The organism is Pseudomonas sp. CFBP 8772, assembly GCF_014841665.1.
Taxonomy (GTDB): Bacteria; Pseudomonadota; Gammaproteobacteria; order Pseudomonadales; family Pseudomonadaceae; genus Aquipseudomonas; species Aquipseudomonas graminis_B.
The window spans coordinates 41,621-58,643 of the sequence record NZ_JACYUI010000012.1 but is presented as its reverse complement, the minus strand read 5'-3'; the positions used below and the strand labels follow the sequence as shown (position 1 = coordinate 58,643).

General features: G+C 58.6%; 11 protein-coding genes, 1 tRNA gene and 1 pseudogene. 3 read left to right on the top strand and 10 right to left on the bottom strand.

Annotated elements, in window-relative coordinates; genetic code table 11:
* Nucleotides 1–56: 56 nt before the first annotated feature.
* The 5 genes and pseudogenes from IFT99_RS21215 to rpsU all read right to left on the bottom strand — a co-directional run bounded on the left by IFT99_RS21215 (nt 57) and on the right by rpsU (nt 7,889).
* Nucleotides 57–133, bottom strand: a tRNA-Ile gene (locus tag IFT99_RS21215).
* A gap of 15 nt (nt 134–148) precedes the next feature.
* Nucleotides 149–3,091, bottom strand: a pseudogene (locus tag IFT99_RS21210) (EAL domain-containing protein); the annotation flags it as partial.
* A 440-nt stretch (nt 3,092–3,531) separates the two neighbouring features.
* Entirely contained in the window at nt 3,532–5,376 is a 1,845-nt protein-coding gene (rpoD, locus tag IFT99_RS21205; protein ID WP_192134901.1) for an RNA polymerase sigma factor RpoD, read from the bottom strand.
* A gap of 67 nt (nt 5,377–5,443) precedes the next feature.
* Nucleotides 5,444–7,411, bottom strand: coding sequence for a DNA primase (dnaG, locus tag IFT99_RS21200; protein ID WP_065991325.1), 1,968 nt, complete (start codon nt 7,409–7,411; stop codon nt 5,444–5,446).
* A gap of 262 nt (nt 7,412–7,673) precedes the next feature.
* A complete protein-coding gene (gene rpsU, locus IFT99_RS21195) occupies nt 7,674–7,889 on the bottom strand; it encodes a 30S ribosomal protein S21 (RefSeq protein ID WP_002551877.1) in 216 nt (71 codons plus the stop codon).
* A gap of 196 nt (nt 7,890–8,085) precedes the next feature.
* Here rpsU and tsaD point away from each other — a divergent pair, with 196 nt between their 5' ends.
* Nucleotides 8,086–9,111 (top strand): tRNA (adenosine(37)-N6)-threonylcarbamoyltransferase complex transferase subunit TsaD, encoded by a 1,026-nt coding sequence (tsaD, locus tag IFT99_RS21190; RefSeq protein ID WP_192134899.1) that lies wholly within the window; start codon nt 8,086–8,088, stop codon nt 9,109–9,111.
* Nucleotides 9,112–9,158: 47 nt separating this feature from the next.
* Here tsaD and plsY read toward each other — a convergent pair whose 3' ends face one another.
* Nucleotides 9,159–9,728 carry a glycerol-3-phosphate 1-O-acyltransferase PlsY gene (plsY, locus tag IFT99_RS21185; RefSeq protein ID WP_065991326.1) on the bottom strand — a complete coding sequence of 190 codons (570 nt, stop codon included), beginning with the start codon at nt 9,726–9,728 and terminating at the stop codon, nt 9,159–9,161.
* Between the two features lie 74 nt (nt 9,729–9,802).
* On the opposite strand from plsY, the gene folB reads away from it, so the two are divergent.
* Together folB and folK are read left to right on the top strand one after the other, a co-directional pair.
* Nucleotides 9,803–10,156 carry a dihydroneopterin aldolase gene (gene folB, locus IFT99_RS21180; RefSeq protein ID WP_065991327.1) on the top strand — a complete coding sequence of 118 codons (354 nt, stop codon included), beginning with the start codon at nt 9,803–9,805 and terminating at the stop codon, nt 10,154–10,156.
* Nucleotides 10,147–10,674: a 2-amino-4-hydroxy-6-hydroxymethyldihydropteridine diphosphokinase gene (gene folK / locus IFT99_RS21175; protein ID WP_192134897.1), complete on the top strand. Its 528-nt coding sequence runs from the start codon at nt 10,147–10,149 to the stop codon at nt 10,672–10,674. The genes folB and folK overlap by 10 nt, the downstream gene beginning before the upstream one ends.
* Before the next feature lie 47 nt (nt 10,675–10,721).
* Here the strand turns inward: folK and IFT99_RS21170 are convergent, their stop codons facing one another.
* The 4 genes from IFT99_RS21170 to IFT99_RS21155 form a co-directional block, all read right to left on the bottom strand.
* Nucleotides 10,722–11,951 (bottom strand): multifunctional CCA addition/repair protein, encoded by a 1,230-nt coding sequence (locus IFT99_RS21170; RefSeq protein ID WP_192134895.1) that lies wholly within the window; start codon nt 11,949–11,951, stop codon nt 10,722–10,724.
* 70 nt (nt 11,952–12,021) lie between these two features.
* Nucleotides 12,022–13,584: a SpoVR family protein gene (locus IFT99_RS21165; protein ID WP_133775468.1), complete on the bottom strand. Its 1,563-nt coding sequence runs from the start codon at nt 13,582–13,584 to the stop codon at nt 12,022–12,024.
* Nucleotides 13,581–14,852, bottom strand: a complete 1,272-nt coding sequence (locus tag IFT99_RS21160; protein ID WP_074886967.1) for a YeaH/YhbH family protein — start codon at nt 14,850–14,852, stop codon at nt 13,581–13,583. Before IFT99_RS21160 ends, IFT99_RS21165 begins: the two co-directional genes overlap by 4 nt.
* Before the next feature lie 118 nt (nt 14,853–14,970).
* Nucleotides 14,971–16,893 carry a PrkA family serine protein kinase gene (locus IFT99_RS21155; protein ID WP_065991332.1) on the bottom strand — a complete coding sequence of 641 codons (1,923 nt, stop codon included), beginning with the start codon at nt 16,891–16,893 and terminating at the stop codon, nt 14,971–14,973.
* Nucleotides 16,894–17,023 lie beyond the last annotated feature (130 nt).

Here is a 17,023-nt window from a genome sequence, read left to right as displayed (position 1 = left end):
CGGCGGTGGGTACCGCGCAAGAACGAAAAAAGCCGCGCAATGCGCGGCTTTTTATTTGGTGGGCCCACACGGACTCGAACCGTGGACCAAGGGATTATGAGTCCCCTGCTCTAACCAACTGAGCTATAGGCCCTCAGTAGGCCGCGGATTATAACGACGGTTTACGCGCTGTGCTATCCGAAACGTCTGAAACGGTTGCACGAAGAAACGTCTTGCAGAATTCCTCCGCGCGCAGGGGCAGGCTGACGAGGTAGCCCTGGATTTGTTCACAGCCTTCGTCTGCCAAGAATTGCTGCTGTTCAAGGGTTTCGACGCCTTCTGCAATGACGGTCAGTTGCATGCTGCGGCCCAACGCGATGATGGCGCGGACGATGGCCGCATCATGGGGGTCATCAGGCAAGCCGCGCACAAACGATTGATCGATCTTGAGGATGTCCAGCGGCAGGCGTTTGAGATAACTGAGCGAGGAGTAGCCGGTGCCGAAGTCGTCGATCGCCAGCTGCACGCCGAGTTTCTTCAGGCGATGCAGCACTGATAGCGCTTCTTCGGTCTGCGACATGATGAAGTTCTCGGTGATCTCCAGCTGCAGGCAGCCTGGCTGTAACTGGTGCTGGAGCAGCAGACGCTCGATCCTGTTGACCAGGTTGGGCTGACGCAGCTGTGCACCGGCAAGGTTCACTGACAAGGGCCCAAACACGTCGTAGCGCTGGTTCCACTCGTGCAACTGCTGGCAGGCCGTATCGAGCACCCATTCGCCGATCTGCAGGATCATGCCGTTTTCTTCTGCCAGCGGAATAAACCGCTCGGGTGGGATGTGGCCGAAAGTGGGGTGGAACCAGCGTATCAGCGCCTCGGCCCCGACCAGGCGTTGTGTCAGCAAGCTGATCTTGGGCTGGTAGGACAGGGTGAACTCGTTACGCTCGATGGCGCGCCGCAGCTCGTGCTCCAGGGCAATCCGCTCGCTGGCCTGAGTGGTCAGATCGCGCGTGTAATGCTCTACGCGGTTGCGCCCCTTGGCCTTCGAGCGATACATCGCTGCGTCAGCATTCTTGATCAGCGTGGCCACATCGGCGCCATCGGTGGGAAACAGCGCGCTGCCGATGCTGGTGCTCATGAAGAATTCATGTTCGCCCGCCTGGAACGGCGACGAAAAACTGTTGAGCAGCTTGGTGGCGACCGCTTCGGCGTCGCTCGGGTTTTGCAGGCCGGGCAACAGAATGATGAATTCATCACCGCCGAGTCGCGCGACGGTGTCGATGTCGCGCAGGTTCTCCTTCAGGCGTACCGCTATGCTTTTCAGCAGCAGGTCACCGACCGGGTGGCCGAGGCTGTCGTTGATGTGCTTGAAGCGGTCCAGGTCCAGAAACAACACCGCGCCAAGGCTGTAAGCCGCTCTGGAGTGAGCCAGCGCGGCGTGCAGTCGGCTTTCGAACAGCGTGCGGTTGGGCAGACCGGTCAGCGGGTCGTGGTGTGCCTGATAATCCAGCCGGGCCTGAGCCTGCTTCAGGCTGGAAATATCAGCGAACACTGCAACGAAGTGGGTGATGAATTTACCGCGATTGCGCACGGCACTGATGGTCAGCCAGCTCGGATAGATCTCGCCATTTTTGCGCCGGTTGCTGATCTCGCCCTGCCAATGACCCTCTGCTGTCAGTTGGTACCACATGGCGGCGTAGAACGCGCTGTCGTGGAGTCCGGACGCCAACAAGCTTGGCGTGTTACCGAGCGCTTCGAGTTCGCTGTAGCCAGTGATCTCGCTGAAAGCGCGGTTCACGGCATTGATTCGCTGCCGGGTGTCGGTGATCAGTACGCCTTCCGCTGTGCTCTCGAATACCGTTGCGGCCAGTTGCAGCTTTTCCTGCATCTGGTGGCGGTCGGTGATGTCGCGCGCGATGGTGAGCATGCAGTCTTCACCGGCAATCAGAAGCGGTCGCGCGGAAATCTCGCACAGACGGATCTGACCATCCCTGCGACGGATGTGGCTGGTAAAGTCCTTCACGAAACCGTCACGTCTCAGTTGCTCAAGCAGTTGCTGTCGCTCGTTCAAATCTACCCAGATGCCCAGGTCAAGGGTGGTGCGGTCCAGCGACAACGAGCTGTGATAGCCGGTGATGCGGCTGAAGCCGTCGTTCACCTCCACCAGCAGCCCGTCGTTTTGCCGCGTAATCAGCAGGCCGTCAGGGGAGGAGTGGAACGCTTTGGCAAATTTCTCTTCGGACATCTGCAGCTGTTGCTGGGCCTCCTTGAGTGGCGTGATGTCCCTCACCACCAGAACCACTGCCGCCGTGGAGTCCAGATCAAAAGGCTCGGCTGACAGAAGCCCGGTGAACAGCCGACCATCACTGCGCCGAAACGGCATTTCCAGATTGCGGATGCTGCCCTTCTGAAGGCGTTGCAGCAGGCTGTGGCCGATGTCGGGAATACCCCAGATGTTCAGCTCGGCAGGCACGCGCCCGACGACTTCAGCAGGGCTGACGCCGATCTGCTCCAGAAATGCTGGATTCGCCTCCAGAAAGCAGCCGTCCGAAAGACGCGCGATGACCAGCATGTCAGGACACTGCGCAAACACCGAGGCGAACTTCCCTTCCGAAAGACGCAGCGCCTCTTCGGTTTGCTTGGCTTCGCTGATGTCGATCATCAGCCCCCGCATCACAGGCTCTCGGCCATAGCCGATCATGCTTACGATGTCTCGAATCCAGACCACCCTGCCGTCGGCGCTCAGGACTCGATAATCGACGCTGTGATCGTTGCCTTCCGCCACCTCCCGGTCGCAATAGGCCTGGGCGTAGTCGACGTCCTCCGGATGAACGATACTCCGCCAGAATCCGGGCCTTCGCCATTGGTGCAGCGGATACCCCAACAAATCCTGCGCGTGGGGCGAGACATAGTTGTAGGAATAGTCGTGGGTATTGGCTTCCCACGCGATGGCCGAGAGGCTCTCGATCATCCCGCGATAGTGATACTCGCTGCTGCGCAGTTCTTGTTCCAGGGCGATTCGGCGGGAGATCTCGGAACTGAGACGACGGTTGATCCGGACCACGATGGCCAGTACCGTCGTCAGAAACAGCAATCCGGGCAGTCCGATGAGCAGAAATTCGTGCCAGAGCTTGCTGCGCTCACTGGAGTGAGTGGCCGCCTGCGAGGCGGAGGGCGAATCGTCCAGTCCGCTGAATTGTTCGGGTTGGCGACTTTGATCGATACCTGCAAATCGGTCGCTGATCAATTCAGTGGGCAGATGGAGACTTATACCGGGTGCATTCCCGGGTTCAGTATCCTCGCCGGGCAGCCACTCCTGATGCATCCCTTGCCTGTTTTCCCCGTCGTGAAGCAACGCCTGGGCAGTGACAGCAGCGGGGGCGAGCACGCATAAGAGAGCAATGGCCGGCATCCAAATCATGGCAGCCTCGGTGATTCATGGGTGAGAATCAACCGAGTGTAGTCGGGCTGGACAACAGTGGCACTCTGCCGGAAATTTATTCCTTAAAACGCAAAACCCCCAGCAATGCCGGGGGTTTTGGTACGACGTGTCGCTTACTCGTCGAGGAACGAGCGCAGGTGTTCGCTTCGCGTCGGGTGACGCAGCTTGCGCAACGCCTTGGCTTCTATCTGACGGATACGTTCACGGGTAACATCGAACTGCTTACCGACTTCCTCGAGGGTGTGGTCGGTGTTCATGTCGATACCGAAACGCATACGCAGGACCTTAGCTTCACGGGCGGTGAGGCCCGACAGCACTTCGCGCGTCGCTTCTTTCAAGCTCTCTACCGTGGCGACATCGATTGGCGACTGCATGGTCGAGTCTTCAATGAAGTCACCCAGGTGCGAGTCTTCGTCGTCACCGATCGGGGTTTCCATGGAGATCGGCTCTTTAGCGATCTTCAATACCTTGCGGATCTTGTCCTCGGGCATTTCCATGCGTTCGCCCAGCTCTTCCGGCGTCGGTTCGCGACCCATTTCCTGCAACATCTGACGGGAAATGCGGTTGAGCTTGTTGATCGTCTCGATCATGTGCACCGGGATACGGATGGTGCGTGCCTGGTCAGCGATCGAGCGAGTGATTGCCTGACGAATCCACCAGGTGGCGTACGTCGAGAACTTGTAACCGCGACGGTATTCGAACTTGTCCACCGCCTTCATCAGACCGATGTTGCCTTCCTGGATCAGATCGAGGAATTGCAGGCCACGGTTGGTGTACTTCTTGGCGATCGAGATCACCAGACGCAGGTTGGCTTCAACCATTTCTTTCTTCGCGCGGCGGGCCTTGGCCTCACCGATCGACATCCGACGGTTGATGTCCTTGATTTCCAGGATGGTCAGCCCGGTTTCTTCTTCCAGCGCGGTCAGCTTTTGCTGGCAACGTTGAATGTCGGCCTGAAGCCGACCAATGGCTTCAGCGTATTTGCTTTTGCCTTTGGCCAGCCCGTCTGTCCAGCTCTGGTCAACTTCATTGCCCGGGAACTGGCGAAGGAAGTCGGCGCGCGGCATGCGTGCATCACGAACACACAGCTGCATGATGGCGCGTTCTTGCGCACGCAGACGCTCAAGGGCACCGCGAACACGCTCAACCAGACCTTCAAACTGTTTCGGAACCAGCTTGATCGGCATGAACAGCTCGGCCAGGGCCAGCAGTTCAGCGTTGGCCTGCTTGCTGCCGCGGCCGTGCTTTTTCACGGCCTTGAGGGCAATGGCCATCTGGTCTGAAACGGCACCGAAGCGCTGGGCGGCGATGACTGGGTCCGGTCCACTTTCGACCTCGTCCTCTTCATCGTCGGAAGCGTCTTCTTCTTCGTCGTCAGCACCTTCGGCTTTCTCGGCCTTCGGGTCGACTGGCGGCGGGACTTCGGCTGGCGGCGCGATGCCGTCGTCCGGGTCGATATAGCCGCTCAGGACGTCGGACAGACGACCGCCTTCGGTAGTAACGCGAGTGTACTCTGAGAGAATGTGCTCAACCGTGCCAGGGAAGTGCGCGATCGCGCCCATCACTTCACGGATGCCTTCTTCGATACGCTTGGCGATTTCGATTTCGCCTTCACGCGTCAGAAGCTCGACCGTACCCATTTCACGCATGTACATGCGCACTGGGTCAGTCGTGCGACCGATGTCGGTCTCGACCGCAGCCAACGCTGCAGCGGCTTCTTCAGCGGCTGCCTCGTCAGTGTCGGCGTCGGCCAACATAAGGGCGTCCGCATCCGGAGCACTCTCGTGTACGGGGATCCCCATGTCGTTGATCATGCGGATGATGTCTTCCACCTGCTCAGGATCTGAAATATCCTCAGGCAGGTGGTCGTTGACCTCTGCGTAAGTCAGATACTTCTGCTCACGACCCAGGGTGATCAACTCTTTGATACGAGACTGCTGTTGCGCTTTTCCGGACATAACACCCTATCCACTGAAGGTCTTGGCGGGCAAAAAACAAGCCGGGGATTATACCCGAGCTATGACCTCACACGCCAGTTGAGGTCGGGGTTTGTGCAGGAACTTTGCGATTTAACAGGTTGAGCAGCTGAACTTTTTCTTCTGCGCTCAGGCCTGACTGCCGTTCCTTCCTGATCAATTGCTCCAGATGTCGCTCGCGTTGGCGGGCAGACAAGCTAGTTATAGTGTCGAAAAACTGTTGTTCAAGGTTATCGGCCGATATCAGCCATTCCTTTTCCGCCAGTTGACGCAATAATCGTCCTTGATCGGTGCCATGCCAGCGGGCAATCAACTGCATCGTGCGTAGCTTCGGGTTTTTCTGTGTAGCGTCAATCAGTGCCACGAGAAGCTGCGAATACACGTTTTCTTCATCGGCGAACGTACTGGCGTTGGCGACCTGTGCCGACAGCTCAGGGTGGTGCAGTAGCGTTCTGAGTGCTGTCAGCGCCGGTGGCTCTACCGTCGCCGGTGTGCGTGGACCGCGAGGTTCGAAATCAGGACGCTTGCCGTTCTTGTCCCATTTCTTGCCTTTGTCCCACGGCTTCTTGTCCCATTTCTTCTGCTGACCGCCCGGCGCGTTCGGTGTCCATTCCTGCTGCGCCTGATAGTCGTGCTGCTGGTAATCGCCGTAATCCGGCACGGCCTCGTAATCGAAGCCGGGATCGTAGCTGGGCTGAGCTTCCGCCGGCGCAGACTGCATCAACTGGTTGACCGCAGCGGTGTCCAGCCCGGTGATTTCTTTCAGGCGCCGACGCATCAATTCGCGCAAATTGGCGCCCGGCACTTTTTCGATCAGCGGCGCGGCCAGCGTCACCATATGCGCCTTGCCTTCCAGGGAGCGCGGATCGGCCTCCTTGGTCAGTTGCTCGAAAAAATAGTCGGCCAGCGGTTGTGCGTGCTGGTTGATTCGCGCCTTGAACGCGTCAGTGCCTTCGGCGCGCACCAAGGTGTCGGGATCTTCCCCTTCGGGCAGAAACAGAAACCTCGCGCGCCGGCCATCCTGCAAGCCGGGAATCGTTGCTTCCAGTGCACGCCAGGCGGCATTTCGGCCAGCCTGGTCGCCGTCGAAGCAGAACAGCACGTTCGGTACCACACGAAACAGCCGCTTCAAATGCTCTTCACTGGTCGCCGTACCCAGTGTCGCAACGGCATTGCGCAAGCCTTGTTGGGCCAGTGCAATGACGTCCATGTAACCTTCGACGACGATAATCTCGTCCAGGTTACGGTTAAATTTGCGAGCTTCGAATAAACCGTACAACTCCTGACCCTTATGAAACACCGGGGTTTCAGGAGAGTTCAGGTATTTAGGCTTGTCGTCGCCCAGTACCCGCCCGCCAAATGCGATCACACGGCCGCGGCTGTCGCGAATGGGGAACATCACCCGGTCGCGAAAGCGGTCGTAGCGTTTGCCGGTTTCGGCGTTTTCGATCAGCAAGCCAGCGTCGATCATCGCCTTCTGCTGAAGGGTGTCGCTGCTTAAGTGCTTGTAGAGGTTATCCCAGCCAGGGGGGGCGAAGCCCAGTCCGAAGTCGCGGGCGATCTCGCCTGACAGGCCACGGCCTTTCAGGTATTCCACCGCGGATTTTCGCGTTGGATGGCTTTTCAGCGCAGCCCGGTAAAAGTCGGCGGCGGCGGTTAGCAGAGGGTAAAGCGGCGAATCAGTAGGCTGGCGGGGCTTTTGCCCTTTTACGCCTTGTTCGCGAGGGACTTCCATCCCGGCGGCTTTGGCAAGGTCTTCGACGGCTTGGGGGAAATCCAGGTTGTCGTGGTCCATGATGAAGCCGAGGGCATTGCCACCCGCGCCACAACCGAAGCAGTAATAAAACTGTTTGTCCGGGCTGACGCTGAACGACGGTGTCTTCTCTTTATGGAAAGGACAACAGGCGCTGAAGTTCTTGCCGGTCTTTTTTAATTGAACGCGTGAGCTGACAACATCGACGATGTCGGTGCGGTTCAGGAGGTCGTCAATAAAACCTTGGGGAATCAGTCCGGCCATGGCGTTCTCATCATCAGGCGCCCCGCCAGAAAGATCGTGGCGAATCCAAACCGTAACGACGGTTGCTTGGTCAGTGTAGACGGGTCAACGCGGCCTGAATCAGGCTGGAAGAAATCGACGGGATTTGTCTCGGTCGCATCTGCGGCGTCAACAGCCTCTGTCTTGTGTTGCTTGAACGGTGTTGCTTGAGGCTAGAACTGCAACTGCCGACAGCCCGGCTTTGAAGGCCGGGCAAGGCAGAAGCTTGCGTCAGACGTCTGTATTAATACAGACGAACGGCGCGGCGCTGTTCGCGCTGTACTTTCTTGGCGTGACGCTTAACAGCAGCTGCTGCTTTACGCTTACGCTCAGAAGTCGGCTTCTCGTAAAATTCGCGGCTACGAACTTCAGCCAGAACACCGGCTTTTTCGCAGGAGCGCTTGAAACGACGCAGAGCTACGTCGAAGGGTTCGTTCTCTTTAACTTTGACGGCTGGCATCCAGAGCTACCTTCATTCATTACCGGGGTCAACGCTTACTGCAACGCTTGCACTAAGTACGTCGGTTTTTAAGGGTTGCGGATGTTAACCCCTTGCTTCGCGGAATGCAAAGCCTCTGATCGAAAAGCACTGGTCGCAGGCATGAGCGGCGACTATTATGCGCGCCTTCGAATTCAGCCTCCACAAGGCGTACCCCATGCTAGTACTGGGAATGGAAACTTCCTGCGATGAGACCGGTGTCGCGCTGTACGACAGCGAACGCGGGCTGCTTGCCGATGCATTATTCAGCCAGATCGACCTGCACCGCGTCTATGGCGGGGTGGTCCCGGAGCTTGCCTCGCGTGACCACGTAAAACGCATGCTGCCCTTGATTCGTCAGGTCTTGGCCGAGGCCGACTGCGCCGTGACCGAGATCGATGCCATTGCCTACACCGCTGGCCCCGGGCTGGTCGGGGCCCTGCTGGTAGGTGCCTCGTGCGCACAGGCTCTGGCGTTCGCGTGGGACATCCCGGCACTGGGTGTTCACCACATGGAAGGGCATTTGCTCGCACCTATGCTGGAGGAAAATCCGCCTGAGTTTCCGTTCGTCGCTTTGTTGGTTTCCGGCGGCCATACGCAGCTGGTTCGCGTCGATGGCATTGGTCTTTATGAGCTGCTGGGCGAAACCCTGGACGACGCCGCCGGCGAAGCCTTCGACAAAACCGCGAAAATGATGGGCCTGAATTACCCTGGCGGTCCGGAGATTTCCCGTCTGGCGCAATCCGGTGTGGCCGGGCGTTTTGTCTTTCCGCGTCCGATGACGGATCGTCCCGGGCTGGATTTCAGCTTCAGCGGCCTGAAAACCTTCTCCCTGAACACCTGGCAGCAGTGCCAGATCGCCGGGGACGACAGCGAGCAAACCCGTTGCGACATCTCACTGGCCTTCCAGCAGGCGGTGGTGGACACTTTGACCATCAAGTGCAAACGCGCGCTGAAGCAGACCGGGTTGAAACGTCTGGTCATTGCCGGCGGCGTGAGCGCAAACAAGGCGTTGCGCCTGTCGCTGGAACAGATGCTTGAAGGCCTGGGCGGAAATGTCTATTACGCGAGGCCCGAGTTCTGCACCGACAACGGCGCGATGATCGCCTTTGCCGGCTGCCAGCGATTGCAGGCAGGGCAGAGGGAAAGTCTGAGCATTACCGTGCAGGCGCGCTGGCCAATGGAGCAGCTGCCAGGTCTTTAATGGCAAGGCAGCGCAAGCCACGGGTTGGGCCTCTGCCAGGTGTCGTTTCAGAAATGCCGTTCGCGCCCCGCAAACAGGTCGCGTAGATTGCCCCGATGGCGCCAGACGATGAGCAGCGTCAGTACGCTCATCGGCAGCAAGGCGTGGGGTTCCTGCCAGGCAAGCAGCGGCAGCGTCAGCGGCGTGGCGATCAACGACGCCAGTGAGCTGGTGCGAGTGAGGTAGAACGTCAGCAGCCAGGCGCCGATGGCGAGCAGGGCAGCTGGCGGATACAAGGCCAGCAACATGCCGGCGGCCGTGGCCACGCCCTTGCCGCCGCGGAAACGAAAGTAAAGCGGGAACAGATGCCCCAGGACGGCGCACAGACCGATCCAGGCTTGCAGGCGTGGGTCGAGGCTCAGAGCTCTGGCGATCAGCACCGGGATCATGCCTTTGCAGACGTCGCCAACCAAGGTCAGCACCGCGAGCTTCTTGCCGGCCACGCGCAGCATGTTGGTGGCGCCGGCGTTGCCCGACCCACTGGCGCGCGGGTCCGGGCGACCGGTTATGCGGCTGATCAGGATGGCGAAGGACAGTGAGCCGAGCAGGTAGGCGAGGACCGCCAGTAACCAAAACATGCTAACCATTCCGGGCGAGGTTGCCTTGATTCTAACGGCGCATTGCGCCCTTGTCGTGCAGCGGAGAGATAGGCTTGGACAGAGTTTTCATTGAAGGTCTGGAGGTCGATACCGTCATCGGCGCCTACGACTGGGAGCGTGGCATTCGCCAGTGCCTGCGTCTGGACCTGAGTTTTGCCTGGGACAATCGGCCTGCAGCCGCAGGCGATGACCTGAGCAAAGCGCTCGATTACGCCAGTGTGTCCGCGCGTATTCAGGCGTTCGCCGAAGTCTCTCAATTCCAACTGGTTGAAACCTTTGCCGAACGTCTGGCCGAAGTGCTTATGAGCGAGTTCAACATTCCCTGGCTGCACCTCAAATTGACCAAGCCGGGAGCCGTGCCAGCGGCGAAGGGCGTTGGGGTGGAGATCGAGCGCGGATGTCGCTGACACGGATTTTTCTGGGACTGGGCAGCAATATCGAGCGGGAGCGCCATCTGTGCGCAGGCCTCGACGCCCTTGCCGGTTTCCTCACCGAGATGACCTGCTCGCCGGTGTTCGAAAGTCACCCGGTGGGGATCAAGAGCGGGCCGTTTTTCAATCTGGTGGTTTCGGCACTGACGGATCTGCCGCTGACTGAACTGGACCGCCGCCTCAAATTCATCGAAGCCGATAACGGGCGTTATGCCCCTGATCGCAAAGGTTTGCCGCTGGATATTGATGTCCTGCTGTATGGCGAGCAGGTCGGCAACTTCGACGGCCTGATTCTGCCACGCGCCGAAATCCTCAAAAATGCGTTCGTGCTGTGGCCGTTGTCGCTGATCGCGCCGCAACGCCTGCACCCTGAGGCCGGCGTCTCGTTTGCCCGGCTTTGGGCCGACGCGAACATCGATCAGAAACTCTGGCCGGTTGCCTTCGAATGGCGTGGCGAGCCACTCACCCCGGCCCTCCTGCTGGCTGCGGTTTAACACACGTCAAACAAGCAGCCGCAATGAGCCGCAGTCGGCTCAGCGGCTCAAAGCTGATACGACGCCTTGTACACCTTCAGCGTATCCAGCCGCTCCCGTTTGAGCGCTTCGCCCAGTTGTTGGCCCTGAAAACCTTTCTCCAATAGCGGCTGAACCGCCACTTGCCGGGCCGCCTCGGCAGCGCCGCGCAGATATTCGGCTTGCGGGTACGTGCGCTCCTCGAAACCCTTGCGGCCTCGGGCGTCCATTTCGCAGGCGGCGATGAATTCCTCGAAACGCTGCGGTCGGCGATACACGTCAAAGCTCTGCAGCAAGTCCAGCAATGTCGAGGGCTTCAATTCCAGCGCGCGATGGCCGTGGGTGTGGTATTCGCCCACCAGCAGCGCCAGTTCCTGACAGTCCCTTGGCACTTTGAAACGCTGGTTCACCGCCTTGATCGCTTTGAGCCCTTTATGCTCGTGGGCGATGTGGCGCGGCCATTCCTCTACCGGCGTGAGTCCCTTGCCCAAATCGTGCAGCAAGCACGCCCAGCGCACGCTTAGCGGCTGGCGGTGCAGGGCGGACTGATGCAACACGCTGAGGACGTGCACGCCGGTGTCGATCTCAGGGTGGTGGGCTTCCGGCTGAGGCACGCCAAACAGCGCGTCGACTTCTGGCATGAGTATTTTCAGGGCGCCACATTCACGCAGGACCTCGATGAACACCTGGGGCTCTTTTTCCATCAGCGCGCGGGAAATTTCCTTCCAGCTGCGTTCCGGTGTCAGCGCTTCCAGTTCACCCGAACCGCTCAGCTGACCCATGAGTTCGAGGGTTTCCGGAGCAATGGTGAAACCGTCGGGGGCATAGCGCGCGGCGAAACGGGCCACACGCAGGACGCGCAAGGGATCTTCGGCGAACGCGGGTGAAACGTGACGCAACACTCGGGCTTCGAGGTCCTGCTGGCCATGATAGGGATCAGTCAGCTGGCCGTTCTTGTCTTCGGCAATAGCATTGATGGTCAGGTCGCGGCGGATCAGATCTTGCTCCAGCGTGACGTCCGGGTGGGCGTGGAAAACAAAGCCGCCATATCCCTTGCCAGTCTTGCGCTCGGTGCGAGCCAGCGCGTATTCCTCACCGGTGAGCGGATGCAGGAAGACGGGGAAATCCGTTCCCACCGGGCGGTAGCCCTTCACCAGCATCTCTTCAGTCGATGCACCCACCACTACCCAGTCGATGTCAGTGACCGGTTTGCCAAGCAGGCGATCGCGTACTGCGCCGCCAACTTTATAAATCTGCATAAAAAAGCCTCCGTGAGGGCGACAGGATAAACCTTAAGTCGCGATCGCGGAGGCTGGAAACGCTCATGGTTTATAAGTGGACGACCGCCAGGTCCAGCCGGGGATATTCACTGTCAGCGTGTTCGCTTCTCGGCGGCACATGGTGGACTTTCATGACCTGGTCGCCCTGCAGCGTCTCCAGATGGATATCAAAACCCCACAGCCGGTGCAGGTGCTTCAGCACTTCGTCCGTCGAATCGCCAAGGGGTTTGCGGTCGTGCTGTTGGTGACGCAGGGTCAGGGAGCGGTCGCCGCGACGGTCGATGCTGTAGATCTGCACGTTGGGTTCGCGGTTGCCGAGGTTGTATTGCGCGGCGAGGGTTTCACGAATCACCTTGTAGCCGGTTTCATCGTGGATGGCGGGCACGAGGAGATCGTCCTTCTGATCATCGTCCAGGATGCTGAACAGCTTCAGGTCGCGAATCACCTTGGGCGACAGGTACTGCAGGATGAAGCTCTCGTCCTTGAAGCTGCTCATCGCAAACTTCACCGCCGTCAGCCAGTCGGTGCCGGCCAGATCAGGAAACCAGTGACGGTCTTCTTCGGTCGGGTGCTCGCACATGCGCCGGATGTCCTGATACATCGCAAACCCCAGCGTGTAGGGATTGATACCGCTGTAGTAAGGACTGTCGAAGCCCGGCTGATAGACAACACTGGTGTGGGAAGTCAGGAATTCCAGCATGAAGCCGTCAGTCACCAGCCCTTCGTCGTACAGATCATTCATCAGCGTGTAATGCCAAAACGTCGCCCATCCCTCGTTCATCACCTGGGTCTGACGCTGCGGGTAAAAATACTGGGCGATTTTGCGCACGATGCGCACGACTTCACGCTGCCAGGGCTCCAGCAACGGCGCGTGTTTTTCGATGAAGTAAAGGATGTTTTCCTGAGGTTCGGCGGGGAAACGCGAGAAATCCTCTTTGTCGTTCTTGCTCGCGCTTTTCGGAATCGTGCGCCATAGATCGTTGATCTGTTTCTGCAGGTGCTCCTCCCGGTCCTTCATGCGGCGCCGTTCTTCCTCCGCCGAAATCGGGTAGGGCCGCTTGTAGCGATCGACGCCGTAGTTCATCAGCGCGTGGCAGGAATCGAGCAGATCCTCGACCGCATCGATCCCGTGGCGCTCTTCGCACTGCATGATGTACTGCTTGGCGAAGACCAGGTAATCAATGATCGAGCTGGCGTCGGTCCAGGTGCGGAACAGGTAGTTGCCCTTGAAAAAGCTGTTATGCCCGTAGCAGGCATGGGCCACCACCAGCGCCTGCATGCAGATGGTGTTCTCTTCCATCAGATAGGCGATACATGGGTCGGAGTTGATGACGATCTCGTACGCCAGACCCATCTGCCCGCGCGAGTAGGATTTCTCCGTGCTGAGGAAGTGCTTGCCGTAGGACCAATGGTGATAACCCAGCGGCATGCCGACGGACGCATAGGCGTCCATCATTTGCTCGGCGGTGATCACCTCGATCTGATTGGGGTAAGTGTCCAGCGCGTACCGTTCGGCGATGCGGCTGATCTCCCGGTCGTATGCCTGGATCAGTTCGAACGTCCACTCTGAACCCGTGGAGAGGGGTTGGCGCTTCTGCTCTCTAGCGGTCATGTCACTAACCTGCGCTGGAAGAGTTCACGGAACACCGGATAGATATCACCGGCAGAGACCAGCTGCTGCTGGGCGAACGTGTCGGCGAAGGCTTCGCCGATGCGCTCGTATTCGAACCACAGCGCCTGATGTTCGCGCGGGGTGATTTCGACGTAGGTGTAGTACTGCACGAACGGCATGATCTGTTTGATCAGGATGTCGCGGCAAATGGGTGAGTCGTCGTTCCAGTTGTCGCCGTCCGAGGCCTGGGCTGCGTAAATATTCCATTCATTGGTGGGGTAGCGCTCGGCCATGATCTCCTGCATCAGCTTCAATGCGCTGGACACGATGGTGCCGCCGGTTTCCCGAGAATAGAAAAACTCCTCTTCGTCGACTTCGCGCGCGCTCGTGTGGTGGCGGATGAAGACCACTTCGATCTTGTCGTAGTTACGTTTGAGGAACAGGTACAGCAGGATGAAAAAGCGCTTGGCAATGTCCTTGGTCGCCTGGGTCATCGACCCGGACACGTCCATCAGGCAGAACATCACGGCTTTGGAGCTGGGGTTGGGCTGTTTGACCAGCAGGTTGTATTTGAGGTCGAAGGTGTCCAGGTACGGGACACGGCGGATGCGTGCCTGAAGTTTCGCGGCCTCGATTTCCAGTTCCTGAATGTCACCGAAGTTATCCGGCTCCTCGATCCTCAGGCGCTCCAGTTCGGCCTGCACCTGCCGTAGCTTGGCCCGGCTGCTGCCGGACAGCGCGATACGCCGCGCATGTGCCGAGCGCAACGTGCGGATGATGTTAATCCGTGAAGGGTTGCCTTCGTTGCTGATGCCGGCGCGAACGGTTTTGAAAGTGTCAGTGCCACTCAGGTTGCGCTTGACCAGATTGGGCAGCTCCAAGTCCTCGAACATGAATTCGAGAAACTCTTCCTGGGTGATCTGGAACACGAACTCATCCATGCCTTCGCCGGAATTGCCCGCCTTGCCAGGCCCTTTGCCACCGCCACCCCCTTGGGGGCGTGCGATGTGCTCACCAGTGGTGAACTCCTTGTTACCCGGATGAACCACCGTTTGCTTGCCGCCGCGACCATGGTGAAGCACCGGCTCGTCGATATCCCGCCCCGGGATACTGATCTGTTCGCCGTGCTCCATGTCAGTAATGGAGCGCCGGCTGACGGCTTCTTCAACTGCCTTCTTGATGTGATCACGGTAACGACGCAGAAAGCGCTGCCGATTTACCGTGCTCTTGTTCTTGCCATTGAGACGTCGGTCGATCACATAGCTCATAGGCCCCTCCGGGGAGCTTCAAGTGGTGAGCTGCAAGCTGCAAGTAGAAGCGGCTATCCGGGTAGCAGATTTGACGCGCTTTCTTCCTGCAGCTTGTTGCTTGACGCTTGCAGCTGCCTTACTGCGATTTCCGGACCCGCAGGTACCATTCGGAAAGAAGCCTTACCTGTTTATCGGTGTAGCCCCGCTCGACCATTCGTGTGACGAAGTCGTTGTGCTTCTGCTGATCCTCTTTACTGGCCTTCGCGTTGAAACTGATGACCGGCAGCAGGTCTTCGGTATTCGAGAACATCTTCTTCTCGATCACCACCCGCAGCTTCTCGTAGCTCAGCCAAGTCGGGTTCTTGCCATTGTTGTTGGCGCGGGCGCGCAGCACGAAGTTGACGATCTCGTTGCGGAAGTCTTTCGGGTTGCTGATACCTGCGGGTTTCTCGATCTTTTCCAGTTCCTCGTTCAACGCCACGCGATTGAGGATCTCGCCGGTTTCCGGATCGCGATATTCCTGGTCCTGAATCCAGAAGTCTGCGTACAGCACATAGCGGTCGAAAATGTTCTGACCGTACTCGCTGTAGGACTCGAGGTAGGCGGTCTGGATTTCCTTGCCGATGAACTCGATGTAGCGCGGCGCCAGGTATTCCTTGATGAAGCGCAGATAACGCTCGCGGGTTTCGGCCTGAAACTGCTCCTGCTCGATCTGCTGCTCCAGGACGTACAGCAAGTGAACCGGGTTGGCGGCAATTTCGTGAGGATCGAAGTTGAAGACCTTCGACAGGATCTTGAACGCGAATCGGGTAGAGAGACCGTTCATGCCTTCGTCGACACCAGCGCTGTCGCGGTATTCCTGAATCGACTTGGCCTTCGGGTCGGTGTCCTTGAGGTTCTCGCCGTCGTACACCCTCATCTTCGAATAGATGTTGGAGTTGTCCGGCTCCTTGAGCCGCGACAGCACGGTGAACTGTGCGAGCATTTTCAGGGTGTCCGGCGCGCAATGGGCTTTGGCCAGGGAGCTGTTGAACAGCAACTTGTCGTAAATCTTGATCTCGTCATTAACGCGCAGGCAGTACGGCACCTTCACGATGTAAATCCGGTCGATGAACGCTTCGTTGTTCTTGTTGTTGCGGAAGCTGTGCCATTCCGATTCGTTGGAGTGGGCCAGCAAAATACCGGTGAACGGAATCGCGCCCAGGCCTTCGGTACTGTTGTAGTTACCTTCCTGAGTGGCGGTCAGCAGCGGGTGGAGCACCTTGATTGGCGCCTTGAACATTTCCACGAATTCCATCAGGCCCTGGTTGGCCCGACACAGTGCGCCCGAATAGCTGTAAGCGTCGGCGTCGTTCTGTGGGTATTCCTCGAGCTTGCGGATATCGACCTTACCCACCAGCGCCGAAATGTCCTGGTTGTTCTCGTCACCGGGCTCGGTTTTGGCGACGGCAATCTGGTTAAGGATGGAAGGGTAGAGCTTCACCACTTTGAATTGACTGATGTCGCCGCCGAACTCGGCCAGCCGTTTGGTCGCCCATGGCGACATGATGGTGTTCAGGTACCGGCGCGGGATGCCGTAGTCCTCTTCGAGGATCGTCCCGTCTTCGGTGGGTTTGAACAGGCCCAAAGGGGATTCGAAAACCGGTGACCCTTTGATGGCGTAGAACGGTACTTTTTCAACCAGAGATTTGAGTTTTTCAGCCAGGGACGATTTACCACCGCCTACCGGGCCGAGCAGGTAAAGGATCTGTTTCTTCTCTTCAAGGCCTTGGGCGGCGTGGCGGAAGTACGAGACGATTTGCTCGATGCAGTCTTCCATGCCGTGGAATTCTTCGAACGCGGGATAGCGCCGAATGACCTTGTTGGAGAAGATTCTGGACAGCCTGGAATTGGTCGACGTGTCGAACAACTCAGGCTCACCGATGGCCATCAGCAGACGTTCTGCGGCGGAAGCGTATGCGCTGCGGTCGGTTTTGCAGAGCTCCAGATACTCCTGTAGCGAGAGCTCTTCCTGCCGTGTCGATTCAAAGCGTTGTTGGAAGTGGCTAAAAATACTCATGACGTCACCTCGCTCGATACGTGGAGCCGGCGGCGGATCGTCAGTTGATGCTGGATGGCAGCCGATCACGCGGCTGCCATTACCCCCCAAACACCATAAAAGTAGCGACCGATGACCCACGCGCCGGTGT